The organism is Mycobacterium parmense (genome assembly GCF_010730575.1).
In the GTDB taxonomy this organism is placed as follows: domain Bacteria; phylum Actinomycetota; class Actinomycetes; order Mycobacteriales; family Mycobacteriaceae; genus Mycobacterium; species Mycobacterium parmense.
The window spans coordinates 1,089,195-1,115,231 of sequence record NZ_AP022614.1; the positions used below are offsets into that span (position 1 = coordinate 1,089,195).

Annotated in this window: 26 protein-coding genes and 4 pseudogenes; 9 read left to right on the forward strand and 21 right to left on the reverse strand. The window is 63.7% G+C overall.

Annotated features, from left to right (window positions below; genetic code table 11):
* Nucleotides 1–8: 8 nt before the first annotated feature.
* Nucleotides 9–896, reverse strand: coding sequence for an alpha/beta hydrolase (locus G6N48_RS04970; RefSeq protein ID WP_197745585.1), 888 nt, complete (start codon nucleotides 894–896; stop codon nucleotides 9–11).
* 310 nt (nucleotides 897–1,206) lie between these two features.
* A complete protein-coding gene (locus G6N48_RS04975; RefSeq protein ID WP_085268814.1) occupies nucleotides 1,207–1,812 on the reverse strand; it encodes a TetR/AcrR family transcriptional regulator in 606 nt (201 codons plus the stop codon).
* A 311-nt stretch (nucleotides 1,813–2,123) separates the two neighbouring features.
* Here G6N48_RS04975 and G6N48_RS04980 point away from each other — a divergent pair, with 311 nt between their 5' ends.
* The 3 genes from G6N48_RS04980 to G6N48_RS04990 all read left to right on the forward strand — a co-directional run bounded on the left by G6N48_RS04980 (nucleotide 2,124) and on the right by G6N48_RS04990 (nucleotide 3,908).
* Entirely contained in the window at nucleotides 2,124–2,276 is a 153-nt protein-coding gene (locus G6N48_RS04980) for a hypothetical protein (protein WP_161494201.1), read from the forward strand.
* A 28-nt stretch (nucleotides 2,277–2,304) separates the two neighbouring features.
* Nucleotides 2,305–3,036, forward strand: a complete 732-nt coding sequence (locus G6N48_RS04985; RefSeq protein WP_085268813.1) for an SDR family NAD(P)-dependent oxidoreductase — start codon at nucleotides 2,305–2,307, stop codon at nucleotides 3,034–3,036.
* 77 nt (nucleotides 3,037–3,113) lie between these two features.
* Nucleotides 3,114–3,908, forward strand: coding sequence for an SDR family NAD(P)-dependent oxidoreductase (locus G6N48_RS04990; RefSeq protein ID WP_085268812.1), 795 nt, complete (start codon nucleotides 3,114–3,116; stop codon nucleotides 3,906–3,908).
* Nucleotides 3,909–4,364: 456 nt separating this feature from the next.
* Here G6N48_RS04990 and G6N48_RS04995 read toward each other — a convergent pair.
* The 3 genes and pseudogenes from G6N48_RS04995 to msrB form a co-directional block, all read right to left on the reverse strand.
* A pseudogene (locus G6N48_RS04995) lies at nucleotides 4,365–5,392 on the reverse strand (sensor histidine kinase).
* Nucleotides 5,379–6,074 (reverse strand): response regulator transcription factor, encoded by a 696-nt coding sequence (locus G6N48_RS05000; RefSeq protein ID WP_085268811.1) that lies wholly within the window; start codon nucleotides 6,072–6,074, stop codon nucleotides 5,379–5,381. The pseudogene G6N48_RS04995 and the gene G6N48_RS05000 overlap by 14 nt, the downstream one beginning before the upstream one ends.
* 284 nt (nucleotides 6,075–6,358) lie before the next feature.
* Entirely contained in the window at nucleotides 6,359–6,892 is a 534-nt protein-coding gene (gene msrB / locus G6N48_RS05005) for a peptide-methionine (R)-S-oxide reductase MsrB (RefSeq protein ID WP_085268810.1), read from the reverse strand.
* A 458-nt stretch (nucleotides 6,893–7,350) separates the two neighbouring features.
* Here msrB and G6N48_RS05010 point away from each other — a divergent pair.
* The 3 genes and pseudogenes from G6N48_RS05010 to G6N48_RS05020 form a co-directional block, all read left to right on the forward strand.
* Nucleotides 7,351–7,686: pseudogene (locus tag G6N48_RS05010) on the forward strand (cytochrome c biogenesis protein DipZ); the annotation flags it as partial.
* Nucleotides 7,687–8,462: 776 nt separating this feature from the next.
* Complete coding sequence (locus G6N48_RS05015) at nucleotides 8,463–9,413, forward strand: SDR family NAD(P)-dependent oxidoreductase (RefSeq protein WP_161494200.1); 951 nt, start codon at nucleotides 8,463–8,465, stop codon at nucleotides 9,411–9,413.
* Between the two features lie 77 nt (nucleotides 9,414–9,490).
* The gene (locus tag G6N48_RS05020; RefSeq protein ID WP_085268807.1) at nucleotides 9,491–10,216 is read left to right on the forward strand and encodes a mycothiol-dependent nitroreductase Rv2466c family protein; all 726 of its coding nucleotides are present in this window, start codon (nucleotides 9,491–9,493) and stop codon (nucleotides 10,214–10,216) included.
* A gap of 78 nt (nucleotides 10,217–10,294) precedes the next feature.
* Here the strand turns inward: G6N48_RS05020 and G6N48_RS05025 are convergent.
* The 5 genes and pseudogenes from G6N48_RS05025 to G6N48_RS05045 form a co-directional block, all read right to left on the reverse strand.
* Nucleotides 10,295–10,505, reverse strand: a pseudogene (locus G6N48_RS05025) (hypothetical protein); the annotation flags it as partial.
* 707 nt (nucleotides 10,506–11,212) lie between these two features.
* On the reverse strand, nucleotides 11,213–11,875 hold the full coding sequence (locus G6N48_RS05030) for a DUF1330 domain-containing protein (RefSeq protein ID WP_085268806.1): 663 nt from the start codon (nucleotides 11,873–11,875) through the stop codon (nucleotides 11,213–11,215).
* A complete protein-coding gene (locus G6N48_RS05035) occupies nucleotides 11,872–12,756 on the reverse strand; it encodes an alpha/beta fold hydrolase (protein WP_085268805.1) in 885 nt (294 codons plus the stop codon). Before G6N48_RS05035 ends, G6N48_RS05030 begins: the two co-directional genes overlap by 4 nt.
* 34 nt (nucleotides 12,757–12,790) lie before the next feature.
* A complete protein-coding gene (locus tag G6N48_RS05040) occupies nucleotides 12,791–13,183 on the reverse strand; it encodes a hypothetical protein (RefSeq protein WP_139825731.1) in 393 nt (130 codons plus the stop codon).
* 91 nt (nucleotides 13,184–13,274) lie between these two features.
* Nucleotides 13,275–13,883: a TetR/AcrR family transcriptional regulator gene (locus tag G6N48_RS05045; protein ID WP_085268803.1), complete on the reverse strand. Its 609-nt coding sequence runs from the start codon at nucleotides 13,881–13,883 to the stop codon at nucleotides 13,275–13,277.
* Nucleotides 13,884–13,983: 100 nt separating this feature from the next.
* On the opposite strand from G6N48_RS05045, the gene G6N48_RS05050 reads away from it, so the two are divergent.
* Nucleotides 13,984–14,874 (forward strand): haloalkane dehalogenase, encoded by an 891-nt coding sequence (locus G6N48_RS05050; RefSeq protein ID WP_232066753.1) that lies wholly within the window; start codon nucleotides 13,984–13,986, stop codon nucleotides 14,872–14,874.
* Nucleotides 14,875–14,907: 33 nt separating this feature from the next.
* Here G6N48_RS05050 and G6N48_RS05055 read toward each other — a convergent pair whose 3' ends face one another.
* The 4 genes from G6N48_RS05055 to G6N48_RS05070 all read right to left on the reverse strand — a co-directional run bounded on the left by G6N48_RS05055 (nucleotide 14,908) and on the right by G6N48_RS05070 (nucleotide 19,017).
* Nucleotides 14,908–15,834 (reverse strand): haloalkane dehalogenase, encoded by a 927-nt coding sequence (locus G6N48_RS05055; protein ID WP_085268801.1) that lies wholly within the window; start codon nucleotides 15,832–15,834, stop codon nucleotides 14,908–14,910.
* A 409-nt stretch (nucleotides 15,835–16,243) separates the two neighbouring features.
* Nucleotides 16,244–16,864, reverse strand: a complete 621-nt coding sequence (locus tag G6N48_RS05060; protein ID WP_139825737.1) for a TetR/AcrR family transcriptional regulator — start codon at nucleotides 16,862–16,864, stop codon at nucleotides 16,244–16,246.
* Nucleotides 16,865–16,995: 131 nt separating this feature from the next.
* Complete coding sequence (locus G6N48_RS05065) at nucleotides 16,996–17,673, reverse strand: methyltransferase domain-containing protein (protein WP_179969848.1); 678 nt, start codon at nucleotides 17,671–17,673, stop codon at nucleotides 16,996–16,998.
* Nucleotides 17,674–18,558: 885 nt separating this feature from the next.
* Entirely contained in the window at nucleotides 18,559–19,017 is a 459-nt protein-coding gene (locus tag G6N48_RS05070; protein WP_085268800.1) for a hypothetical protein, read from the reverse strand.
* Nucleotides 19,018–19,782: 765 nt separating this feature from the next.
* On the opposite strand from G6N48_RS05070, the gene G6N48_RS05075 reads away from it, so the two are divergent.
* Nucleotides 19,783–20,211 carry a hypothetical protein gene (locus G6N48_RS05075; RefSeq protein ID WP_139825730.1) on the forward strand — a complete coding sequence of 143 codons (429 nt, stop codon included), beginning with the start codon at nucleotides 19,783–19,785 and terminating at the stop codon, nucleotides 20,209–20,211.
* A gap of 719 nt (nucleotides 20,212–20,930) precedes the next feature.
* Here G6N48_RS05075 and G6N48_RS05080 read toward each other — a convergent pair.
* From G6N48_RS05080 to G6N48_RS05100, 5 genes and pseudogenes are all read right to left on the reverse strand, one after another.
* Nucleotides 20,931–21,089: pseudogene (locus G6N48_RS05080) on the reverse strand (winged helix-turn-helix transcriptional regulator); the annotation flags it as partial.
* A gap of 85 nt (nucleotides 21,090–21,174) precedes the next feature.
* Nucleotides 21,175–21,570: a type II toxin-antitoxin system VapC family toxin gene (locus tag G6N48_RS05085; RefSeq protein ID WP_085268798.1), complete on the reverse strand. Its 396-nt coding sequence runs from the start codon at nucleotides 21,568–21,570 to the stop codon at nucleotides 21,175–21,177.
* Nucleotides 21,567–21,827, reverse strand: coding sequence for a type II toxin-antitoxin system Phd/YefM family antitoxin (locus G6N48_RS05090; protein ID WP_085268797.1), 261 nt, complete (start codon nucleotides 21,825–21,827; stop codon nucleotides 21,567–21,569). The genes G6N48_RS05085 and G6N48_RS05090 overlap by 4 nt, the downstream gene beginning before the upstream one ends.
* A 212-nt stretch (nucleotides 21,828–22,039) precedes the next feature.
* Nucleotides 22,040–22,654, reverse strand: a complete 615-nt coding sequence (locus G6N48_RS05095) for a hypothetical protein (protein WP_085268796.1) — start codon at nucleotides 22,652–22,654, stop codon at nucleotides 22,040–22,042.
* Between the two features lie 45 nt (nucleotides 22,655–22,699).
* Nucleotides 22,700–24,349 carry a pyruvate, phosphate dikinase gene (locus G6N48_RS05100; protein ID WP_085268795.1) on the reverse strand — a complete coding sequence of 550 codons (1,650 nt, stop codon included), beginning with the start codon at nucleotides 24,347–24,349 and terminating at the stop codon, nucleotides 22,700–22,702.
* A 170-nt stretch (nucleotides 24,350–24,519) separates the two neighbouring features.
* Between G6N48_RS05100 and G6N48_RS05105 the strand changes: the two genes are divergently transcribed.
* Nucleotides 24,520–24,786 (forward strand): hypothetical protein, encoded by a 267-nt coding sequence (locus tag G6N48_RS05105; RefSeq protein ID WP_139825729.1) that lies wholly within the window; start codon nucleotides 24,520–24,522, stop codon nucleotides 24,784–24,786.
* A gap of 36 nt (nucleotides 24,787–24,822) precedes the next feature.
* On the opposite strand, the gene G6N48_RS05110 is transcribed toward G6N48_RS05105, so the two are convergent.
* Nucleotides 24,823–25,062 carry a CsbD family protein gene (locus G6N48_RS05110; protein ID WP_085268793.1) on the reverse strand — a complete coding sequence of 80 codons (240 nt, stop codon included), beginning with the start codon at nucleotides 25,060–25,062 and terminating at the stop codon, nucleotides 24,823–24,825.
* Nucleotides 25,063–25,341: 279 nt separating this feature from the next.
* Complete coding sequence (locus G6N48_RS05115; RefSeq protein WP_085268792.1) at nucleotides 25,342–26,019, reverse strand: Crp/Fnr family transcriptional regulator; 678 nt, start codon at nucleotides 26,017–26,019, stop codon at nucleotides 25,342–25,344.
* Nucleotides 26,020–26,037: the final 18 nt, after the last annotated feature.

Consider the following 26,037-nt stretch of genomic DNA (forward strand, 5'->3'; position numbering starts at 1 on the left):
GTGGCCAGCTAGGCCACCGCCGTTTGGAGTCCGAGCGTGGCGCGCAGCCAGTGACCCATTTCGGCGATGGCCCGGTCGACCTCCTCAACACGGCCAGCCCCCATGATGAAGGAGTGCTGCCCCTCATCGACCTGCCGGACGACGACGTCGTTGCCCGCCTCCGTTGCCCTCCGCGAAAAAGCGACTGCATCCGAGGCAAGCAGTTCATACTCGCCGTAATACACCGCGAGCGGCGGCAACCCGGACAGGTCGGCCCCGAGCAGATGCACCCGCGCGTCGGTGAATTCCACGCCGGTTCCGTCGAGCCAGCACGACCGGAACAGCTCCAGCAACCCCCGCGTCAGCAGCTTGTCCCGCCCGGCGTTGGCTTCGATGGATTCCCCAGACAGCGTGACGTCGGTCCACGGCGAAATGGACAGCACGGCGCCCGGCAGCGCATCGCCCCGATCGCGCAGCCGCAGCGCGAGTTCGACCGCGAGATAGCCACCGATCGAGTGACCGACACTGGCAATCTTGTCGGGTCGGTAGCCCTGATCAAGCAGCCAGCGGTAGGCGTTGTGCACGTCTTCGACCTGCGCCGGGTACTTGTGCTCCGGGGAACGCCGGAAGTTCAGTACCAGCGAGCGCGCGCCGGCCGCCTTTGCGAGGTGCCCAGCCGCCTTTCGGTCGGAGTGCATCGACATGAGCACGCTGCCACCCATATGGGTGTGCAACAGGACGGATTCCGGGTCGCTGTCGACCGGGATGCACCACAGTGCCTCGACCCCGCCGGCGTCCACCTCGGCGTAGGTGACCCCCTCGGGTTCCTTCGTCGCCAGATGGATGTTCTCGGTCACGTCGCGAATCGTCTCCAGCTCGAAGCTGGGATTCGAGGAGCGCCTGCCGATCTCGGCCAAGAAATCAGCGAACTCGACCGCCTGCTTGCTTGCCATTCCCTTGTTCCTTCCGCTCGGCACCGTAGAATAACGATCACTATATAACGTTCGCTATTCTATGGCTAGCCCTGAATCGCTGCATACCCCGTCCTGCAGTCGGCCCGCAGCGCGGCCGGGGCGGCCCGGCTCGCGACCCACCGGTTTGGCGAAGTAGGCGTCGAAGGACTTGGTGTCTGTCAAAGTGCTGATGCGGCAGCGAACCGGTGATCCCTGATGGGACAACCATTTTCGCTTCGTCGCTCTATGGTTCGACCGCCGCCGCCGCCGCGGCCTAAGTGGTTTCTGTCGCGGCGAAGGAGGCGATGTGATCGATGGTGGTGTTCAATGCGATTCGAAGGGGCTCGCCGTCGCGCACGGTCTTGGCCAGCAGCAGGCCGCCTTGCAGGGCAGTCAGCAGTGCCATGGCTAGCCGGTCGACGTCGGCGCTTTCGACGAGTGCGCCGCGAGCCCTCATCGCCGCCAAGCCATCACGGATGGCGCCCTGCCAGCGCCGGTAGCCGACCACGACGTCATCTCGAGCAGCGTCGTCTCTGTCGGCGAGCTCGCTGGCCAACGAACCCAATGGGCAGCCTCCCCGAAAGTCGTTGGCCCGGGCCGCGTCCACGACGGCATCGGCCCAGTCGCGCAATCCGTCGATGTCGTCGAGGTGGGCGAGCAGGGGTTTGTGAAACCCGAGGTTCGTGTCGCTCCAATACCCGATGACGGCGCACGTAAGAGAGTGTTTGTCGCCGAAGTAGTGGTAGATCTGCGACGCGCTGACCCCGGCGGCGGCCTGGAGATCCTCGGTGCTGGTGCCAGCTACTCCCTGCTGGTACATCAGGGCCGCGGCCGCGGCCAGGATGCGGTCACGGGTGGCTTGGCCCTTGCGCGTGATCATCTCACAAGGATACCGATCTTGGTGTAGAAATTCCAAAGCAGACCAGATTTTGTGGAGTGACCAATCCGGCAGTCTGGCAGGCAAGCGCATGACGGCGCAGACATCCACCATCGCAAACCGGCGGCGGCGATGGGCCGGTTATCAACGCAGATCGAAGTTCTACATGGTCCAGCAAGCGGCCTGGATGCGGTCACGGGTGGCTTAGCCGTCGCGAGTGATCCGTGCTTGAGGGTAACTAGTTTTGGTGTTGACATTCCAAATGTAATGGAGTTTTGTGAAGTAGATAATCCAGAAAAACAGAAGGCGGTCACATGGCAACGCAGGGGTTCACCATCGCGAGGCAGGCCGCCGCCGCGCAGCAACCCGCGGTCCTCACAGGTGACGTCGAGGCGATGCCGGGCCGACCGGTCACACCGTTCGCCCGGCGTGTGGACAACCAGCGCCAGCTCTTCAACAACGACTAGCCAAGCTCCCAGCAGAGAAGGAACACGAATGAAATTCAGTGGCAAAAACGTCCTCGTCACCGGCGCGACGTCCGGTGTCGGGAGAGAAGCCGCGAAACTGTTCGCCCATCATGGCGCCGCGGTGATCGTCACCGGCCGCGACAAAGCTCGCGGCAAAGCCGTGGTCGAGGAGCTCGCCACCGCAAGCGCACCTGCGCGCTTCATCGCCGCCGACCTGAACGTTTCCGACGACGTGCGAGGGCTGATTCAGGAGGCCGGGGATGTCGACATTTTGGTCAACAATGCCGGTTTCTGGGAGTTGGCCCCGACCGCGGAAGCCACCGAAGCTGGTTTGGACGCCATGTTCGCGGTCAACGTCAAGGCACCGTTCCTGCTGACCGCAGCCTATGCGCCGGTGATGGCGGGAAACGGCGGCGGCGCGATAGTGAACGTGTCCACGATGGTCGCCGACCGCGGCCAGGCGGGCATGGCCGGCTACGGCGCCTCCAAAGCGGCCCTGGAATCGCTGACCCGCTCCTGGGCCGCGGAATACGGACCCCAGGGCGTGCGCGTCAACGCCGTCGCGCTGGGCCCCACAATGACTCCGGCGATGGACCCGATGGCCCACATGCTGCCCACCTTCGTTGCCGCTATTCCGTTGGGCCGTGCCGCCCAGCCGATTGAGATCGCCAACGCCATCGCCTACCTGTGCAGCGAGGAGTCGAGCTTCATCACCGGTGCCGTCGTCCCGGTCGACGGTGGCCGCGTATCGGTGCTGTGACCGGCTGCCCACACTCATCTGATCCTGGGCGCAACGCCCCCACTTTCACGCTAAAACCTCACGATTAGGAGACTTCGATGAGCAAGCAGCCCTCCCCAAACGGCCGGATGCGGGGCCAGACCGTCCTGGTCACCGGCACCACCAAGGGTGGTATCGGCTACGAGACCGCCCGCCTTCTCGGTGACGAGGGAGCCATTGTCCTGACGCACGGCCGCACTCCGAAAGCGGCGGGCGCCTCTGTCGACAGCCTCGTGGTCGACGGTAACGGGGCGGGCAGGTTCATCCCGGTCGCCGCCGATCTGGGCTCGATCGCCGGCGCCCAGCAGTTGGCGGACGCCGCCCGAGCCGTAGCCCCCCAGGGCATCCACGGTCTGGTCAACAACGCCGGCGCCGGGTTCAACGAGCGGCGGCTGTCCCCGGATGGCTTCGAGATGACCATTGCCATCAACCACGTGGCGGTCGCCGCCCTGACCGACGCACTCCTCGACCTGTTGCGCGCGGGTGCGGATTCCTTGGGGAGACCGTCGCGGGTCACCAACATGACCGCGTTGATCGAGGGGCGCGGCAAAGTCGAGACCGACTGGTCCTATCCGGGCAAATACAGCCAGACTCAGGCCTACTTCGACGCCAAGTTGACCAACCTGCTCTACACCTATGCCCTGGCTCGCCGCCTCGACGGCCGCGGGGTCACGGTCAACGCGGTCAGCCCCGGCAGCGTGAAATCGGGTTTCGGCGCCAAGGCCGGCGGAACCTTTGGGCTGATGGCACGGTTCGGCGCACCGCTATACGGGCCCCCCAGCAAAGGCTCCCGCGGAGTCGTGCGAATCATGACCGACCCCGAGCTGGCCACGGCCACCGGCAACGGCGCCTAGTACACGCCCTCCAAACTCAAGAAATCCTCCAAGAAGTCCCGCACACCGGAACTGCAGGAGCAGGTCTACCTGCAGACCGAACGCATTCTCGCTGCCCACCGCGACAAGCACTCCGGACATGTAGGAGATGGCCGCGTTCGCCGCGCATCGGAGAGTTTCGAGTAGGAGTTATCCGAGGCGGCGGATTTGGTGAATGCCAGCCCACCCAACCGGTCTGTCGAGATATAGGAAAGATCAGCGAGAAGCCTCGTGCACGTCGGCGCGGTGCACCACCCATGTCGATGTCGCCACGCTTACGGTCAGGTTGTCCACTCGCCCCAGGCTGCTCGCCGGTTTCCTAGTCAACGGCTCACCGTTCATCCGTCGGCGCCCGCGTCTCGATCGCACCCGCGTCGGTTGCCTCGGGTTCCTCACCCGCGCTTGAACCTCGCGACGATCGCAACTTGTGTACCGATGTCAGGAATCGGCGGCCAATGGCAATCGGACCTCGAAGCGCGCACCAGTGTCCAGGTTGCATGCCGAGAGCGTGCCGTGGTGTGCCTCCACCAGTCCCGCCGCGATAGCCAGCCCCAGGCCGGACCCACTGGGTAGTGATGAATCGGTCCGCGGTACACGGTCGTTGGAGCCGCGGTAGGCGACGTCGAACACTCTGGGCAGATCGGCTTCGTCGATACCGACGCCGGTGTCATCGACTCGCGCCCACGCACCCTGCTCGTCTTGGCCGATTGCCAGCTGGACTCGTCCGCCTTGCGGGGTGTGGGCGATCGCGTTGGCCACCAGATTCGACAACACCCGCACCAGGGCCCGGCCGCTGCCGATCACCTGTACGGTTCATCGGGCAGATCGACGTGCAATGCCACCCCGGCCCGTTCGGCGACGATCCGATGAGCGGTCACCACATCGTCGACCACCTCGTCCAGCGCCACCGTTTCGTGTGCGGGTTGCACCGCGCCGGCGTTGATCTTCGACATCTCGAACAGATCGTCCACCATCTCCGATAGCCGGATCGATTCGTGTTCAATATGTTTGGCTTGCTCGCGGGCTTCGTCGTCGTTCACCACGCCGTCGGCGATCGCCTCGGCCCCCGCGCGGATGCCGGCCAGCGGGGTGCGCAGGTCGTGGCTGACGAACGCCACCAGACGGCGCCGGGACTGCTCGGCTGTCCGCTCGGAGTCTCGGATCTCTTGTTCCCACACCGTTCTACGGGCTTGGTAACGCGCCAGCAGCACCGCGGCGGGTATTGTCACGACCGACACGACGACCAGCACCACCGCGGTGCGCTCGAATGTTTCGGTGATCATGAAGCCGCTGGCGCCGAGAATCCCGGTGAAGGTGGCCAGGGTGGGAATCAACACGAGTGCCACCATGCTCACCGCCAGCGACCGCCACCGGGCGAGGCGGATGGTCAGCGCGCCAATCAACACCACAGGAATTGACCAGGCGAGCGCCCAACCGGCGATCTCCCACAGGTCAGTCGTCGGCATATGACGTCGGTCCTTCCTGCCAGAGGTAGCCGCGGCCCCAGACGGTCTGCACCCGGTGGGCGTCGCCCAGCTTGGTCCGCAGCCGTTTGATGTGCACGGTGACGGTCGACAGATCACCGAAATCCCACCGCCACACCAATTTCAGCAGTTCCTGGCGGGAGTACACGGTGTCGGTGTGGGTCAGCAGGAAGAGCAGTAGGTCGAACTCCCGACTGGTCAGGCTGACCGGTCGGCCATCGACGGTCACCGCGCGGCCCGCGGTGAACACGCGCAGCGAGCCGGCGCTCAGTTCCAGTGGTAGCTCATCGGCTGTCGAGGGGGCGCGGCGCAGTACCGATCGGACCCGAAGCACCAGTTCACGTGGACTGAACGGCTTCGTCACGTAATCGTCGGCCCCCGCCTCTAATCCGGCGATGCGGTCGTCCTCTTCCCCCAGCGCTGTCAGCAGGATCACCGGCACCGCGTAGCCGTCCCCGCGACGCATACTGCGGCACAATGTCATTCCATCCGGGCCCGGCATCATCACGTCGAGGACGGCGAGGTCGAACTGTTCGGTTCCCAGTAGGTGCAGCGCCTTGTTCCCGTCGCGCGCGATCGACACGTCGTGCCCGTCGCGTTCCAGATACCTGCGCAGCACATCCCGGACGATGGGGTCGTCGTCGGCGATCAAGATCCGGCTCACAACACGTGACACTAGACCCGAAAGCGATGACCAGCTGCGTGAACTTCTGACGCCTGACCTTTCGGCCGCCAGCGTCGGCGACGCCACCGTCAGGCACTGTCAGAGCGAGGTTGGCCCTTGGCGCGTGTGGTTGCAATCTGATCACCGCATGGTTGACTCCTGCCGTCGCCGTCGCGCCGGGATGGCACGCAGCCCCGCACGCCGCGCGGAACGCCTTAATCGAGCAGCTCCGCGCGTAGTATCTGACTAGACGCTGCCGCCACACATGTTGCTAGTTAACGTTATTAGCGGATCTCGTCGAGATGGTCGCGCAACGGTGGCAACAGCGCGGCGAAGGTCATCGCGACCCCGTTCATGCAGTACCGCAGGCCGGTTGGCTGTGGTCCGTCGTCGAACACGTGACCGAGGTGGCTTCCGCACCGGCTACAGAGAACTTTGGTACGCGTCATGAACAGGCTGGTGTCGGGACGCTCTACCACGGCGTTGTCCAGGGCCTTCCAGAAGCTCGGCCAGCCGGTGCCGCTGTCGAACTTGGTATCCGACGAATAGAGATGCAGCGCGCAACCAGCACAACTGAACACACCGTGGCGGTGTTCGTCGTTGAGCGCACTACTGTACGGAGCTTCGGTGCCTGCCTCGCGCAGCACGCCGTATTGAGCCGCGGTCAAAAGCTTTCGCCACTCGGCGTCGGTGTGGGTGACGGCAAACTGCGTGTCGGCCGGCGAGGACATCGCGTGCCCGGCGCACGCACTGACCGGGACCATCGACAAGATGGTCACACTTACAGCGGTGAGAACCCGCCGTCTCGTCATATCCATCTCACCAACACCCTTGGCTGACAGGAAGATCATCCAACTCCATCACCGTAATCTCGCCCGCGGTGCCGCGTCTTCGTCAACGCCATTTCGTCATGATTCGGTAAGAAGCTCCGGAGCTGGGCCTCGGATTGAGGCGCCATTGTTTCGTAAGAATTCGGGCCACCGTTCTCGACTAGCCTGGAGGCAGTAGAGCTGGCATGGACACTGACCGCGGGGCGCGTCGTGCGGAGATCGTCGAGAACCAACCCGATATGGGTGGCCGTGCTGCTGTGCGCGGTCAGCCTCCAAATCACCGCCTGCACGGGCCTGTTCGCCGGTCTGGGCAAAGCCGCGCCCGCAATGAACATTCCCGGGCCCGCCGTACATGAGCCTGTGGGTACTCAGGGCGCCCGCGAGACTGCGGTGCTGGCGACGGAGACCCACCTCGGCACCCGAACCGCAGTCAACTACGCCGGCCGGGGAGCCTACAAGCAGGGCACCGCCACGTTCGACTGCCCGCCCAACTCCCGGCCGACGCCTTCGCCTTTCGCGGACGGTGGACCCTGGACCACCAGCCCGCGACCGCTGAAGACGACGACGACACCATCGCGCTCAACTACCACGCCCGCAACGTCTACCTGGTGGTCGGCGGCACCGGCACACTCACCGTGACTAAAGACGATGAGGCTAAACGACTCTCCGTGACTGGACCCCCCAAGATGCACCAGATCGTCGCCGACGACGCCGGCCGGAACGGGCATCTTGAGGTACGGTTGTCCAGGGGATTGCAGGCCTACTCTTTCACCTACGGCTGAGGACTATCGATGCAAATGCTTCGATTTCGGACAGAACCGACGCGGCTCCCTACTTGCACGCTGCTGGTCATTGCGACGTTCAACCTCATCAGTGCCGCGTGCTACACCGCCAAAACGGTTCAGCCGCAGTAGAAAGGGGAGTCCGATTAAATCTGACGCTAGCCGCGCGATCGTGCTCTGCGGTGGTATAGCCGCTCTTGTTTTGGCGGTCGGGTGCGGAGGTGGCGGTGGTATGTCGCCGAGCAGCACGACTGCACCGGCATCCACCACGACCAATTCGTCCGATGTGACGCCAGCACCGCCATCTGCAGCAACTTCCGGGGGTCCCACCGGCGGCCGAGGAGTCGGCGGCGCCTTCCCCGGACATCCCGTCATATGTTATGCCGGCCTCAACTGTGGTTGTATCCGCTACATCACCTGTTACCGCGGGCCAGCTCGGCTACCTCAAACTGCGGAGCCGCCAACTCCGCCACCGCCACAACGCCCTGATGAAGGACCGGATCCGTAGACCGACGCCACCAGGCTGCGTAACTTACCCTGTCAGGCATCGACGCGATCGTGCCATGACCGGAAATCATCATGGTAGCAATGGATTTGGTACAGAACAATCTGAACTGGTAAACCGGCCTCCCCGGTCTACCCACCTCGGGAACCAACGTCTGGGCAAGGTCGCCTGCCCCGGCGACAACGATCGGTTGACACCCGAATCCCGCAAGGCCAGGATGTACTAGTCAGTACAGCCGGGCGTGACACGTTATCCAAAACAGGAGGTCGTCGTGGTCCCCACTTCCGGAAGGGCGGCGTTAATCACTGGCGCGAACACCGGCTTGGGAAAGGATCTGGCCCGGCGGTTGGCGGTGCAGGACAGCTTCGACAGGATCTACTTGGCATGCCGCAACGAAGTGAAGGGGCTGGCGGCCAGGAATGATCTGCAGACGATTACCGGCAAGGACATCTTCGAGGTCATCGTCATGGACATGTCTGACCTGGAATCGGTCCGCTCGGCGATCCCGGCAATCGACCGACCGTTGGCCGCCCTGGTGATGAATGCGGGGGGGACCGGCGGGCCCAGGCCGACGGCGCTGACACGGGACGGTGTCACGCAGATCTTCGCCTCAAACGTCTTGGGTCACGTCGTGTTGCTGGAGGAGTTGGTTGCCGCCGAAAGGCTCGAGGGTGTCGCCGTGCTCACCGGCAGCGAAGCCGCCCGTGGTGTTCCCAAGCTGCGTATCCCGCGGCCCAAGTTTGCGACGCATTCTGTCGAGGAGTTCGTGTCGGTGATTGACGGCTCGTTCTTCGGCGACCGAAAGGCCAGCGCGATGCTGGCCTACGCGCAGGTCAAGTATCTCGGCGCACTGTGGATCGCGGCGCTGGCCCGCAAACAACCCGAGCGTCGTTTTATCACGATGAGCCCCGGCAATACCTCAGGCACCGAGGCCTTGCGTGACCTGCCGACGCCCATGCGGATCTTTTTTCAGCATGTGTTGATGCCCTACTTGGCGCCGGCGTTGGGGATTGGGCACGGCCTCGAAGACGGCTCGGCTCGCCTGGCGGAGGCGGTGACCAATCCGTCTCTGCGCAGCGGCGTGTTCTACGCCAGTGCCGAGAAGGCTCTCACCGGGCCAGTGCTCGACCAATCCGAGATCCTTGCGGACTTCGCCGATCCGACGATCCAAGACCACGCCGACGAAGCGATCCACCGGTTCGTTATGTCTTCGATCGGCTAGCGTGCGCACCTGCCGCCGCCCTCAAGGAGAATGGGGAAATTCATGGGCCACATGTCCTTTGCGATTGGCGCACCGCAATGACCAATGCAGACCTGCACTTCTATTTTGATCCGGTCTGCCCGTTCGCGTGGATAACCAGCAAGTGGGTGCGCATGGTGGCCGCGCAACGCGACTACCGCGTCGACTGGCGGTTTATTTCGCTACGGATCCTCAATGCCGGCATCGACTACGACACGCACTTCCCCGCGGGCTACGAAGACGGGCACACCGCCGGGCTGAAACTTCTGCGGGTTGCGGCCAGGATTCGCGCTGAGTATGGCCGCGCAGTTATCGGGCCGTTCTACGAGGCCATCGGCCGCAGAACCTTCGACACCGGGCCCGGCGATCGCCCAATCGTCGCCGCAGCTCCCGGTTCGAGTGCCTTCCTGGAGCCGATCCTTCAGGACATGGGCTTGCCCACTGACCTATCAGACGCATTGGGGGATAGCGCGTTTGATACCGAACTGCGCGCGGAAACCGAGGAGGCCCTGGCGTTGACGGGACGAGACGTCGGCACTCCCATCCTGCACTTCCGCCCACCCGGGGGCGTCGCGTTCTTCGGGCCGGTCATCAGTCGGCTGCCTGGCGACGAGGAGGCGGGCTTGCTGTGGGACCACGTCGTGGGGCTAGCCAGCTTCCCCGGATTCGCCGAACTCAAGCGCAGCCTGCGCGAACGACCCCAACTGGCCGGTTTTGACGTGCCGGCCGAATCGGTAGGCGTGCAGGAGGACTGGCACGGGGGCAGCCGGCGGATCAAAAAATAGCTCTGCGGCGCTGGCCCGAGACGCGTCAGCGTCGGAGCTCGATCCACCCGTCGAGCGCGGCACGGTCCATCGAGAACGGCATGCGATCAGCCGGCCGAGGCCTTGCAAGATGAGGCATCACATTGCGCCACAGGTACGACGAGGTCGGGTTGTCGAACTGGAACACAATCGCGTCGCCGTCGCCCTCGTCGATGTAGGCCATTTTGCTGCCGTGAATTTCTCGATACTTCGATTTAACGAACGGTGTTGTCCCGAAAATGATTTCGTCGCTCTCCGGTTCGTGATGCATCGGTCCGAATCCGCCTGCGTAGGACAGCGGACTGTTGACTGACCGGTCAACTAGCGGTAGCGTCGGCCGCGTGCCAAAGTCGTCGGACACCCGCGAGCGCCTGGTGTCGGCGGCGGCCTCACGCGCAGGTGCTGGCTTGTTCGTCTTAATCGTCGTTGGATGCGGTGCAATTGCCGGTGGCGGGTCGCAAAGCGGGGCGCCCAGACCTACCACGGTGACCGCATTGTCCAGCGAAACACCATCGTCCCCAAACGATCCCGGCGACCCTGCCGGAGGCGGAGCCTTGCCAGTACATCCAATTATGGGATGCTATATCGGCCTCAACTGTGGGTGCATTCGTGGCTTCACATGTCCTGGCACTATCCCGCACCACCACCATCCCGCTCCCACAAATGACCAACCGCACGGTGCTCCTGGCGGCGCCCCCGGCGGTGGGGGCTGACGCTGGCCGCTGAGGTCAGCAGGCGCTAGTGTCGTGAGTCATTAATTCGGCTGTTCTTATTAGAATGGGGTGATGCCGTCGCCGCGTGCCCATCAGCAACTACTGCCGACGAATTAATGACTCAGGACACTAGGTCCGCACCGCCACCGTCGACAGCAGATCGGCGAGCCGGTCCGGCCGGACGTTGGCGGAGTACTACGACGCCGATGATGTTTACTGCTTGAGTAATTGGACTGGCAGAGAAGCCCCGGATGACCTTCTCGCTCTAGGGGACCCGAAGGATGGTGGTAGCGGACCGCTTGACCGCGGCGGTTCGGATTTCGGCCACCTCTGCGTACGCCTGGTTTGTCACTAGGTCGAACAGCGCCTCTTTGGAGGGATAGTTCCCCAGGAAAACTAGATCAGGTAGGAAATCGTCGTCGTAGGCCAGGTCAGGTAGGAACCGAGGGAAAACGTAGCGGCCTGCGACAGCTTTGACCATAGGCGCTGCTGCCGCAAGGTATTCGTCGTACCGCTGCCGTCCGCCCTCGTGGAACCACAGAATATTCAGTACGACGACACCGCTGTCGAGCAATGCTGCACCGCTGTCAGCCGGCTCAATGGCACAACGCGTGAGCACCGCCCGGTGGACAGCGTCGGTGCGTAGATGCGCGATACGCCGATAGCGTTCACTGCGCCACATCTCGTCGAACGCCGTTGCGGACGGGTACCGGACGAATCCCACCAAGTCGGGATCAAAATCACCCTCAAGCGATTCCTCCACTTGCAGAAACGGGGTCGACAGTTCGGCGCCAACCTCGGCCAACATGGGAAGGACAGCCGCGCCGTATTGTCCGTAAAGTTCCATTCCGCCAGGCCTAAACCACAGCGCATTCAGCATTGCGACAGGGCCGCCCGATCCGCAGCTCGCAGTCGGTGTTTCGCTCATCTGTCTTTCTCTCCCTCGTCGTCGGCTCCTCCGAAGCGCTGGATGATCGCTTCCGCGATGGCGTCAGGTGCGTCCTCCTGAATGAAGTGGTTCGCCTGCGGGAGGCGGATCAATACGTTGTCGGGGAAGGCGCCTTGTAGCCGGCTGAGCACCGCAGCGAGCCCGAACGCAGGGTCTTTCATGCCCCAGACAAACAAGGCGGATTTGGAGCCGAGTCGGCTGGGTACGTCGCGGGCCAGCCGTTCGAGCAGTGGGCGGGCTGCGCGGATCTCCCTGGGGAACTCGGCGATGCCGCGCCGTGCGGCCGGTGATGGTTGGACATCGCGATAGTGCTGCATGACGGCATCGGTTGGTTTCTGGGAAACCGCGAAGGGAAGAAATTCGACAAAGAGGTTGCGGTGCAAGACAAGATACTGCATGGGCCAGGAGCTCATCACGATGCTGAAGAGCTTGAGTCGCCACCCGTCCGAGGGCCAAAACCAGGTGTTGCCCAGCACCACGCCTCGGACGGTTGCGTGACGCTCCGTGGCGATGGCCATGCTGACCGGGCCACCCCAGTCCTGCCCCATGGTGATGAACCCGTCGAGGTTGAGATGGTCCAGCCATTCCCCGACCGCGGCGACGTGTTCCTCGACGGTATAGCCGAAATCACTGGGGTGCTCCGAGAGCCCGAATCCCAGATAATCGACAGCGATGCAACGGAACTCGCCGCGAAGTCGCGTGATGATGTTGCGGTACAGGAAGCTCCACGTCGGATTTCCATGAAAGAATATGATCGGGGTTCCGTGGCCCTCGTCGATGTAGTGCATTCGTCCGTAGCGGCCGTCGAACCATCGCGATTCGAACGGATATAGACTTCGGTCCACGGTGAACTCATGCATCGGGATAGGCTGACCTTTCTATAGAATTGGTTTCTCAGAAGGATTTTCGGACTCGCAGCGCCAGGCCCCCGGCTGTCGCAAAGACGACGGCCGATAAGATGTCCAGGAGTACGACCACCCAGGAGAAGGCGGACACGTGGCGGTCTGGTGGCGCATCGATAAAGCTGTCGCTCAACGGGCCAAACCAGGCGGGGAGCACGTGCTGGAGAATGAAGCCAGCGGCGTTGACGCTGCCGACCACTACCGCGGCCAGCGGCGCCCAGCGACTTCGTGTCGCGACCAGGACCACAGCAAACACGACCAGTAGGGTCTGAACTGTCCCGATCGCGATAATTGGAAGCGGTTCAAAGTCGAGCCCGCGGCGCAGGTGATCGACTCCGTGGACGAAATACACCGTCACAAACACCGCGGCGGTCAGCCGCAACATCGAAGCCACCTTCGGGGCGGATCCGAGCTCTGACAACACTGGTGTCGTTTTAGTCATGCCAGCCCGGATCTGCGACTTCGGCAGGGGCGCCTCATGAGGAAAGTCCGCCCTCGGAGAGGTAGGCGGCCACAAAGTCGTGCAGCGCGGCCGGGATACCAGCAACACCAGCATCGTTGAGTTTGGCGAGCAAGGTCACGCCTTGGTATTGGGCGAGCAAGTGGTGGGCCAACTGATCGGGATCGACGCCTTCTCGAAGAGCCCCCCGCGCGGCGGCCTCACGGCACAGCAGCGCCAAGCCCTCTTCCATTGCCGCGAAACACTGCGCGATATGCGCACGCACAGCGTCGTCTGTGGTCGACAACTCGGCCGCCAGGTTGCCGAACGGGCAACCTACGGCCCGACCGAATTGCGATTCGAAATCGGCCTGAATGGCTCCGATCATGTCGGGAATCGCACGCAGGCGCCGAACGGGGTCGTCGTCCACAAAGTCGGCCAGCCGTACCGCATAAGTGACGGCGTGCAGGTCGATGACCGCGTTGGCAAGGTCACATTTCGACGAGAAGTAATAGTAAAAGCTGCCCTTGCGGGCATCGGCGGCCGCGCATATCTCATCCACCCCGACAGCCTGATAACTGCGCTCCAGAAACAACCGGGCCGCCGCCGACACAAGGCGCTCGCGGGTGTCCGACGACTTTGGCACGCGGCCGACGCTACCGCTAGTTGACCGGTCAGTCAACAGTCCGCTATCCTACGCGGGCGGATTCGGACCGATGCATCAAGAACCGGAGAGGGACGAAATCATTTTCGGAACAACACCTTTCGGTAAATTGACGTATCGTGAAATTCACGGCAGCAAAATGGCCTACATCGACGAGGGCGACGGCGACGCGATTGTGTTCCAGCACGGCAACCCGACGTCGTCGTACCTGTGGCGCAATGTGATGCCTCATCTGCAAGGCCTCGGCCGGCTGATCGCGTGCGATCTGATCGGAATGGGGCATTCGGACAAGCTCAGCCCATCCGGACCTGACCGCTATCATTACGCCGAGCACCGCGACTACCTATTCGCGCTTTGGGAGGCGCTCGACCTCGGCGACAACGTGATCCTGGTGATTCATGACTGGGGCTCGGTGCTTGGCTTCGACTGGGCCAACCAGCACCGTGACCGCGTGCAGGGCATCGCCTACATGGAAGCCATCGTCGCCCCGCTGCGGCCGTCGGATTTCACCGCCGACGCGCCGGCCTTCGACATCTTCTCCGCGGCGGGTGAGCAGATGATGCTGGAACAGAACCTCTTCGTCGAAGCGATGCTGCCCGCCCAGATCCTGCGTGATCTCACCGACGAGGAGATGACGCACTACCGGCGGCCTTTCCTGAACGCCGGTGAAGACCGGCGCCCCACGTTGTCGTGGCCGCGCGACATTCCGATTGGGGATCGGCCCGCTGACGTCGTCGCGGTCGTGAACGACTACGCCACCTGGCTCGCAGCCAGCGATGTTCCGAAGTTGTTCGTCAACGCCGAACCGGGCACCATCCTTAACCGACGCCCACGTGAGCTCGTCCGCCGCTGGCCCAACCAAACCGAAATCACCGTTCCAGGAATGCATTTCCTTCAAGAGGACAGTCCCGACCAGATCGGCACCGCAGTCGCTGATTTCGTGCGGCAACTGCGTCCCACGTCGCACGGCTAAAACACAAAGGCATCGCGAGCTTATTCGAACCAGTCAGGCGCACTGGGTCGATTGGGGAGTGGACTCGACGAACCGGGTCACGGCGGCGGCGAGTTCAACACCCTTGTCTTCTTGAAGGAAGTGTCCAGCGTTTGTGATGGTCACCGGGGGATGCCCTGCGGCACCGGGGATTTCCGCGCGGAACACCGCATCGGCGCCTCGGGTGATGGGGTCTGAGTCGGAGAAGGCGCAGAGAAACGGCCGATTGAACTGGCGCAACGAGTCCCAGGCGGCCCGGTTTGCCGCGGAGGCGGGATCTTCGGGGGCGATCGGAACCAGCAAGGGGAATTGTCGGGCACCCGCCTTGAAGGATTCGTCGGGAAACGGGGCGTCGTAGGCGGCGATGACCTCGGTGCTCAGGTCGGACACGCAGGCGCCGTTGACGATCCGGCCGGCATTGAACACGGGTGTCTCCTGGCTATACCGTTGCCAGGCCAGGAATGCCTTTCCCGGGTGTGTGTCGCCAGTCGGCAGAAACGTGTTCGCAGCGACAACCCGGGCGAAGCGCTCGGGGTGTTCACCAACCAGGCGCAGGCCAATGAGTCCGCCCCAGTCCTGGCACACCAGGGTGATCGCATCAAGGCCGATCGCCTCAACGGCCGCCCATGTCCAGTCCACATGCGCCTGGTAGGTGTAGTCGTCGCGACTGGCAGGCTTGTCGCTGCGCCCGAAACCAACCAGATCGATGGCAACCGCCCGTAACCCCGCATCGGCGAGCACTGGGATCATCCGACGGTATAGGTAGGACCACGATGGTTCGCCGTGTAGCAACAGAATCACCTCACCGTCGCGTGGGCCCTCATCGAGGTAGTGCACACGCAGCATGCTTCCGTCGGTGGCAGCTACCTCCACGTAACGCGGTTGGAATCCGTAGTCGGGCAACGCGTTGAATCGCTCATCGGGGGTTCGCAGGATCTGCACGGTCGGCTCCTTTTCGCCGTCGTCCTCGGCTGTTGAGCGCGATGGGCCGGGCTCACAACGAGGTCAAATCCGAGGCAGCTGCGTTTTCGCAGCAGCCGTCATGTCCAGTCAGCAGTTTCACGAACATGAGGTCGACGCACCTTGTTTCAAAACGTCAACATTCGCCGCCACGTGCTGATGTGGCGAAAGGGGCCCGCGAACAGCTGACGCGGCCGGACGCCACTTCGGCCGCCTAAACCCGTTATCTCGCATGCCTGCCACGGGTTGCTCAGTCGTTGCTTCCAATCTCCCGTGCACCACACCCAGACTGTACCGCACGGTATAACGTCATCAAGAAGCTCTTCCTTGACTGGGTAGGTTTAACACCTCGCTAACAGAACCTGCACCGGGCGCCATGTTCCTTGAGCGGTTAGCGTGCCCGCGGCTTTCGCGTGGTGGCTTTACGTTCCCATTGATGCAGCTGCACCACGGCGCTGAAGAGCGTGTCCTGCAAGGGAGCGACATCGCCGCGGACCCGGGCGAGCAACATACCGCCCTGCAACGCGGCGATCACCGCGGTCGCAAGTCGGGCAGGGTCAGCCTCGGCGACCAGGCCACCGCGGTCCTGGATCCTCTGCAGCCCCCTCGCCAACGCGGCTTCCCACCGGCGAAATGCGGCATCAAGTAGCGGCGCAAAGGCTTTGTCGTTCTTCAGTTCTGAGGCCATCGTCCCTAGGGGACAAGCAAATGGACCTCCCGGCGCGCTGTGTATAGCCAGTACGCCTTCGACCCAACCATCGATTCCCTCCCACGAGTCGATGTGTTCCAACGTGGGCTGCTGGGCGAGAACCAACTCCAATTGCCTCTCGATCACCGCTGCAACCAGGTCGGCTTTGCTATCGAAGTAGTGGTACAGCTGAGACTTACCTGCACCGGCGGCGGCCAACACATCATCGAGGGTGGTCAGCCCGACACCGCGCTGATACATCAGCATGGCCGCAGCGTCGATGATTGCGGCACGGCTGCGCCTGCCCCGTTCCGTTACCGGCAGGGGGCGTGCCGTCGAGGAGCGCGCCGACACAGACACAATTCCCACTCTATATGAGTTGCGAATCAGCGCAGCGGCGCCGCCGCCACTGACCGGAGAAGTCACAAACGGGCTTCCAACCAATATCTTGTGCGCTAATCACGACTCCCGCCCGGCGTTGCCGCGTGCAGCACGGCGATCACACGGTGATCGAAATCGACGATACTGCTGACCAGTAATCCGGCGGCGATGGCGAGGTCGCCGAGTGCGGCTGCGTTGACCCGTGACCAGGGAAACCACTGCCCGACATGATGTTCGGTTTCCCAGCGCAGTATTTCGTGACACGCCGCTGTCGTCGGCGGGTCGACCTCGGCAACGACGATCCCGCCGGGCGCGAGCAGCTCAACGGCGCGCCTGAGTGTCCGGACGGGGTCTCCGCCGATGCCGATGTTGCCGTCGGTGAGCAGAATCTGTTCCCAACAGCCTTCGGCGGGCAACGGTGCGAAAAGGTCAGCGTGAATTGCGGTTCCACCACGATCACGCGTCAGATCGACGGCGGCGCGTGAGGCGTCCACGCCCAATGCAGCCCAGCCGCGCTCTCGCAGCGACGCGGTGAATCGTCCGGGGCCGCATCCGAGGTCCAGGGTTGGCCACGCCGAGCAGCGCCGCAGAACGTGCCCATCGGCGAGCCGATCGCGGTGGCTGGCGTGCGGGCCTCCGATCCAACGGGTCATGGGCAGCTCTCGCACGTGCCCGCGATCGTCGCGAGCCCAGCACACGGCGCCCGCTGCGCCTGCACGATAGATCAGATCCACGGGTTCCTGCGCGGGCATCGAACCTCCTCCCGTCTGAATCATCCCGGCTTAGTCCCAATCCATCGCCGCGTCGCCGCCATCTTGGCTGACCCAGTGGTCAGAGGGAATCGTAGTGTACCGGACAGTACACGATGAGGTTTCTTTGTTGGTTCTTGAGTCGGGGGGTAGACCTGCCGTCGAGGCCGGCGGGCTTCCCCGGCCAGGTCCATGAGCCGGCGCAGCAGGCTCAAGTCGACAGTCGGTAGCCGGACACCGTTGGTGACGACGAACCGAGGATGCAATGCACAATCCGTTGCCGTGTTGTGCCGTCATTTCACGTTGCAGCATCGGCGGTTTGGAATCACGATTCCGATAAGCAAGCGCAGCTTGAAACAGTCTGGCAGACAACATGATAACGGTTAGATTTTCACTGCGGGCAGGAGACGCCGCCGACCGTCTCGCATAATTGATCGGCGGTCCTGGGGTCGACCACTTGTCAAGCCCATCGGGCCGGCTGCGCCCGCTGATTTGAAGGCGGTCTGGTTGCCACGAGAGCACCGCTGAATGCCGAAGCGCTCACAGTGCCCGCGGGCCGGCCGAATACGAACAGCTCTGGGCGGACCGCCACACCGCCTACGAGTATCTGCCGACCAATGCTGCATTGGCGGGCACACAGGGCGCCTTGGCGCGAACCGGCCAGCATCGAGCCGTCGGAGTTGCCGCCGCGCACCAGATCACCGTGGTCCACCACGACGCCGGCGTTGAAACGGCCGCACTCGTATTGACGTTCCAGCACCGGTGGGTAGTACCGCGAGGGAGCATCTGAGCGCCCATCCGCCGGTCGGGATCCAATTTTGGATAATGAGGCCGGTCGGACGCGGCACGACTTGCACAAGCTCCGACACCGCTACGGCGCCAGCCAAGTCACGGCTGTGCGGTGTCGGCTTGCCCTGGGATCCGGCGTCGGTTGCCCCGATAAACTTGGTAGAGATTCACGATCGCCAAGAACATAACGAACAGCGGGATGAATGGTGGCTTTATCCCTAGGGGCAAAACATTCGCCGGCACTTTCGGCTGTAAATGCACGTAGGTCGCAATTCCCATGTTGACGACAAGTGCGGCTGAGGCGAGGAACACGACCGGGCCATAGACCTTCGGAATACTCCGCCTGTAGAAGGTCGGCAACAGCAAACCAAGGCCGATGGCCATCTCGCCGGGTTTACCGAGGGGGATGCTCATTCGCGGCAGGCCACTCTCGGTGATCTGCACATCAAACATGGTTCGAAACGGGTCAAAATATTTCAAGAACCCGAACATAAACATAAACACACCAAGAAATATCGAGTTGTATTTCAATAGCTTGTTCTCTTGTATTTGATTCATAGATTCCTTCCGATATATCAGATCTATCAATTCGGGTTTGGACAAGGTTGTTGCCGCCCGACTGGATTGACAGGCCAAATGTTACGGTCCAAAGCCGCCGGGAGCGGGTGATTACCGCGGTTGCTTGTGTCCCTCAGGCCCGAGCGCTGGGCGGGGTGATCGCGCCAACAGCGGGAACGTCAATCCGGGGGAACGGCTGGCCGTTTGAGCGCGACATCGAAGTCTTTCAACGCGATGTGTTGTCCGCACTGGGACATCATGCTGACTAGAAATTGGACCGACAATGCCAATTCAGATGTGTCCGGCCGTGGCGTCAAAACAGGGTCGTTCTGCCCGGCGGCTGACGGCCCGTGGAGCGGCTGCCAGAGCCCGCATAGAAGCCACATCGCTAGTACGGGAGCGTGGCGTGGCAGGAACGACCCTCGGCTCGCTCGTCAGCGAACGCGCCGACCGATCCGACTCCGCGAGCCTCGAACGCGCCCCGAACGGGCGGGGCCGAGGCCAGGGGAGTGGCGGACAACCCAAAACAATCACGGCCAATCTGGACCCCGCCCGCACGCTCGACATCGGCCGCAGGAGCCGGGTCTGCGAGGTGTCGCGGATCAGCGAATCTGCAACTGATCGGAAATGATCAGCTCGACCTGCCGCTTGCATGACTCTTTCATGCTGGACAGGTGTCCAGTTATGCTTTCATTAAGGCATCAATGTTTCTTTCCCTGGGCGGTAGGCCCTGAGCGGTACACAGACAACGAGAGGAATGCGGACATGAGTGGTGTTCCCAGCCGTCAGGCTCGATTGGCGCACGCGGCGAAGCACGCCGAACTGTGGAACGCGGGGAAGAAAGACGAATGGGTGGCATCGTGGCGCACGATCTGCCCTGGCGAGGTGCGCATGTTCGATCCGGTCGGCACGGAGGAGAAGCGCGGCTTCGAAACCGCTACATCGGAGGCGTTCGACATGTTCCAGTCCATCCTCAAGATCAAAATGATCACAGTCCAAGTGAACGGCGACGAGATGGCGTGGACCTGTGAGAATCACTTTGGCACTGAGCCGAACGTTGAAATGGCTTATAGCATCGAAACATTCGCGTGGGACGGCGACGGAAATCTGCTGATCAAGACCTACTATCCGATGCCTGAGACCGTCGGCTCCGACAGCGACCCCTACGCTCACCTTCTCGAGGGTCGGGAGTAGCCCTGCGGCGGCGGTGCAGTCCACCAGTTCCGCATACGTCCTCGCGACCGCGATCCGACGGCCGCCAAGTAAATTGCGAAAACCGCCAGACGCAATGAGACCGGACATCGATTATCGACGAGCGAAATCCATTGGGCTACCACGCAATGGCTTACCTGACATAATGTCGCTTATCGGCAAAAGCCCATGCTGCGTGCTTTAGACGAGAGTGCTCGCACACGTTGGCGGTTGGCCCATCTGCGCAGTTCTCGGCGCTGTTCCGACGCCTACAGTTCCGAACGAGACGCTGCGGTAGTTGTGCAGACGCCTAGGCCGGCCGATCTTTCAATCCACTAGTGAATGATTCGGGTGTTAGGTGAAGTCTTGAGCGAGCCCCGACCACCCGGCGGCGCAGCCGGCAGCCCACCGCCCGCCTCAACCTGCCGCCGGGCCGCGTGCAATACGTCACTGTGACGAATTGTATTCGTGCGGCGGTCTTCTGAAGCTCCGGGTCGGGTTCTCGATTATCAAGCACCGCGGCCGCAGATCCAGCAGCACGTACGAAACCGTCGTGACTGCCTGGGTGCCGCGGATGACGCGCCTGGCGGACGGTGAGAAATCGGTCCTTGTCGCCGACATCGCCTGACCCGCGGCTTATCCCCTACACGGCATTCGCTGTCGAATACGCGTCCTTTTCGGAACCAGTTAGCGGCAGTGCGAGAACACCTGGGAGCGCTCGCTTAGCGTGCGGCGCCATACGGTGCGCTGTCGAAGCGAGCACGTGCAGCATGGATATCAGAATAACGGGTATCGGCCCAATCGATGAGGCTCGCCATCGGCTCCAGCAGGGATTGGCCCAACGGGGAAAGGCGATATTCAACGCTCGGCGGCTTGGTTGGAAAGACATGGCGCCACCTTGCTCAAGCCATTCGATGATCCGGGAAGGCGACGAAGGCGACGCGGCGGGCCATACCACTGATTTTTCTAGACGTGGATGATGGTGACGCCGGCGGCGTCGGCGAGCGTGTCAAAGTCATCGTCTTGGGTGACCACTGGCAGGCCTTGGGAAGTCGCGATTGCGGCGATCCACAAATCGTTGATGCGGATCCGGCGGCCAGTTTCGGCGAGGTGGATCCGCAGGCGTGCCCATGTCCGTGCGGCGTCTTCGTCGACGGGCAGCGCGGTCATGTCGGCTACGGCGTCTAGCGTCGCGAGCCGTTGTGCTCGAATGTTAGCGGTGGCGGCGGCGAGCACGCCGGCGTTGAGCTCCGCCAGGGTGATCACCGTGGTGGCGACTTCGTCTGGAATGCGGGTTTGGTCGAGTTGGCGGCCGCTTTCATGAGCGATGAATACTGATGTGTCGACGACACCGGCGGTCATCGGATCGGGCCGAGGTCTTCAGTGGTGTCGCCGGCCAGTGCGCTGAGGTCCTCGCGCAGGCCGGGATCGGCTTGTGCTCGGCGTAGTCGCTGCGTGAGTTCGTCGCGGTGCAGCCATCTGCGTCGTGCTGGTTGTGGTGCGATGAGTACGGCGACGGGTTTGCCGTTGACGGTGACGGTGATGTCTTCGCCGGCTTGGACGCGGCGTAGCAGGCCGGCGGTGTTGTTTCGGAGTTCACGGGACGCCACCTCAGCCATGCTACGAGCGTAGCGCAATCGTAGCCCACTTCGCCGATCGTCCTGCGGTAGTCGGGTGGCTGTCCCTCGACGAGGTCGATGCGTGCCAGTGGCATGGTTGGACTCCTTCACGGGGGCTCAGGGGACTCGACCGATCGAGATCGTCGAGTGCGAGCTTAGCCTCTGGTCAATGGGGTTTTCGGGACGACCGAGCACACGTGGAGTCCCGCCGCTCACCCTGCGTGACCGGACCGGGCCTCGTCGGCGCGGTTCAACCCCGCGAGCCCGATGAGGTCTTCGTGCAATTCGAACCAGACGGTGTGATAGCTGTCCACGAGCGGACGCGACACGAACGAGTAGTCGCCCGCGACCACCGCCTCGGCGGCGCGGTCCAACCGCCGTCGGTAATGGCCGAGTCGGGGGGCCAGGCCGGCGATCTGGTCGACCAACGGCACGACGGCCTGATGCACTGCCAGAAGACGCTCGATCACGCGGCGGTCGTACTCCGCGTCGGAATGGTCGTTGGGCTCATCGGCTCCGCGGGTCTGCCAGTCGGTGATGACCGCCTTGAGCTCCCGATTGTGTTCACGGAACTTCCCGTAGACGCCCGCCACCGCCCCTTGGTCGGCGCTGCGCCGCTCGGTGGTCACAAGCTCGGTGCACCGCTCGCGCCCGGACGGCGTGATCCGGTATCCCATCGGCGTCATCTTGACCAGACCACGCCCGGTGAAGCCGTCCAACGCCTCCCGCACCGCCGTGGCGTCGGCGCCGACACAGCCCGCGATCGTCTCGGCGGAGACGCCACCCTTCATCGCCACGATGCGCAGCAGGGTCAATTCGTCGCTCACCGGCGAACACCGCAAAGCGGGACGGGACGGTCGGAATACACCGAATCATGAATCATCAAACTCGAAGTCCTGGTGGGAGTGAGGTGCGGCCCGCTGGTGACTACAGATCATAAGGAGGACCGGCAGCGGATGCTCCGCCGTCACGGCCGAAGCGCCGGCGGCGAGCGCCTGATAGACGGTCGATGGTTCCCGGTGGTCAACCCGTGGAAGGCCCGCGGGTGCTCCTTCGGACGCCGGCAGCACCTCGACGGGACTCGCCCGGCGCGCCCAGACCAGCAACGTGGCCATGTCCGGATCGGCGGTCTCCGACGGACTCGTCAGCGGCAACAGGCCGGCGTAGACCTTGCCGGTGCCGCCGTCGACCGTGACCTCGGTGCCGGCCAACCCGCGCAGGCTGCCCTGGCCGCACCCGACGACGCACGGAGTCTGCAACTCCCGGCTGACGACCGCCGCGTGCGACGTCGAGCCACCCTGCTCGGTCACCACCGCGCGGGCCGCGATCATGCCGCCCACATCCTGCGGGCTGGTGGTCTCGCGGGCCAGCACTACGTGCTCGCCGGCGTCGGCGGCGTCGGCGGCCGAATCACTGTCGGCGACAACGCGTCCCGCTCCAACGCCCGGACATGCGGGCAGCCCCGACGCGACAACGGTGGCCCGCTGAAGCGCCGCCGGCTCGATGACGGGAGTGAGCAACACATCGAGCTGGGCGGGTGTGACGCGGCCCAACGCCTCGTCGATGCTGATGCGACCCTCGCGCTGCAGGGCGACGGCAATGGCGACCGCGGCCCTGGCCGACCTTTTCGCGGACCTCGTCTGCAGCAGGTACAGCCGTCCGCCCTCGACCGTGAACTCGATGTCCTGGGCGTCGCCGGCCTCGGCTTCCAACCAGGACGCCGCCTCCAGGAGCTGTCGGTGAATGTCGGGGTGCTGGTGGGCCAGCGCACGCAGCGGCAGCGGATCGCATCTGCCGCCGACCACGTCTTCCCCCTGTCCACCCGGCAGCCACTCTCCGAAAGGACTCGCTTCCCCCGTGAGGGGATTTCGGCTGAACAGGACCCCGGTGCCCGACCGGTCGTCCAGGTTCCCGAACACCATGGCCTGCACGGTCACAGCGGTGCCGGCCATCTTGCCCTCGAGATGATGGTGGCGACGATAGGAAACCGCGCGCTCGGAGTTCCAGGAGTCGAACACGGCCTGCACCGCGGCCTGCAACTGGGTGTGCGGGTCGGCCGGAATGCAGCCTTCGGCGGGACCGACCACCTGGCGGAAGAGTTCCCGGAAGCGCGCGTGGGCGTCGCGCGCGAACGCGGCGCCGCACCGTTCCGCGAGAATGTGCTCCACGTCGTCGTTGATGCCAAGATTGAGCACGGTATCCATCATCCCGGGCATGCTTGCCGGCGCGCCGCTGCGCACCGAGACCAGTAGCGGCACGGGTCCGCTGCCGAAGGTGTGGCGCGACTCGGCCTCGAGCCAGGTCAAGGCGTCGCGAACTTGCGGCCACAGCCGGTCCATGAGCTGCTCTGGCGCCTCCAGATACTGCCGGCACGCGTCGACGGTGACGGTGAACGCCGGCGGTGTCGGCAGTCCGGCCGCGCGGATCTTGGACAGTCCGTGGGCTTTGCCGCCGACCAGCATCCGCGGATAGACGCGGCTGCCGTCGAGGCGGACGACGAGCCGTCCGTCGAGAGCCTCCATCACGCCTCCATTTCGCTTCCCACAGTGTGCCCGGCAACTCGTGGGGGCCCGCCAGAGGGTTAGCGCATCTACGCTGGCGGGGCGGCGTACCCGGCGCTCGAAACGAAGGGAATGGCGTGATACCACCGCACAACGATTCCGTCTGGCCCGACGACACCCGTCGCGCGGCGGTGGCGCTCGGCCTGGCCGCGGCAAGCAACAGCGACATGGAGTTTCACGACCTCGTGAACGCAATCAACGACGCGCTGAGCAGCGGACGGCCTCTCCAGTTCGTGCTGGAGGTGATCCGGCTCGCCGCCGGGCTGGGCGTGCAGTTCGGCGACGCCGAAAGCGCCGCCGCGTACCGGCAGCTGGCGGCGCAATGCCAAGCGGCCGAGGACGATATGCGGTCACGCGATCACTGGAGAAGCGACGGCGACCCGGCCCGCGAAAACTAGCGAAGACTAGCGAAGACTAGCGAAGACTAGCGAAGACTACTCCTTGGCCGCGTGTTCGCGTTCCTCGTTGACTTTCGCCGCGGCACGGGCCTGCTGCGCCTCGACGCGCTTCTTGCCCTCGTCCTGCTGCGCCTCGCCCTTGTCCTGTTGCGCCTGGCCCTCGGCGACCACGTCGTCGCGGCCAAACGCTCTGCCGACCAGCACCTTGGTCCTGCCCACAGCCACCTCGATGACTCCGAGCACCGTCAGAATCGGGCCGCTCACATAATTCGGCATCTCGCCTGTCCTCCCTGCATCGATCGACTCACCTCACGCGTGTCTTTCTGCCCTGACCGAATGGCGCTGCGGTGAATGCGATCGGACTGCGCGGAAAAGCCGTCGAAAATCATTGCCGACCTGTCCGCGTGTGTCGCGGATCGGCGCGCGGACGCGTGACACGATTGACACATGTTGTTCGAGCTCAGCAGATCGCTTGTGATACTGAGGAATAGAGCGCGAGGACTCCGTCGCCGGATGTCGGGCGGCAAGAGCAACCCGACGCCGGGCTGAGGGTGGTCAGGCGCGGGCCCGGCGCGCCAATCGTGCCGGCTCCATGATGATCAGCGTCTTGCCTTCCTGCCTGATCCAGCCGCGTTCGGTGAAATCGGCGAGCGCCTTGTTGACCGTTTCGCGAGAGGACCCGACTAGTTGGGCCACCTCCTTTTGGGTCAGCCGGTGGTCGACGTGGAGCGAGCCGGCATTGCTGGTGCCGAATCGCATTGCCAGATCCAGTAACTGCTTGGCCACCCGGCCGGGGACATCGGTGAAGATCAGATCGCACAGCGCGTTGTTGGTGCGTCGCAGCCGACGCGCCAGCACCCGCAGCAGCTGTTCGGCGATCTCGGGGTATTCGCCGATCCACTTCTGCAGGGCCGCGCGGCCCATGGTTCTCGCCTGCATCTCGGTCAGGGTGGCGACGGTCGAGGTCCGGGGCCCGGGGTCGAACAGGGCAAGCTCGCCGAACATGTCGCCGGGTCCCAGCACCGCGATCATGTTCTCGCGCCCGTCGGGGGTCTTGTGGAAGACCTTCACGCTGCCCGAGGTGATGATGTACAGGTCGTCGCCCGGTTCACCCTCCACGAACACGATTTCTCGGGGCCGGAACGCCACGCGATCCAGGTGATGGGTCAGCGCGGCGGCGGCCTCGTCGGAGACACCTTGAAAGATACCGGCTCGCGCCCAAACGTCAGTCACGCGTTACCTTTCCACGTG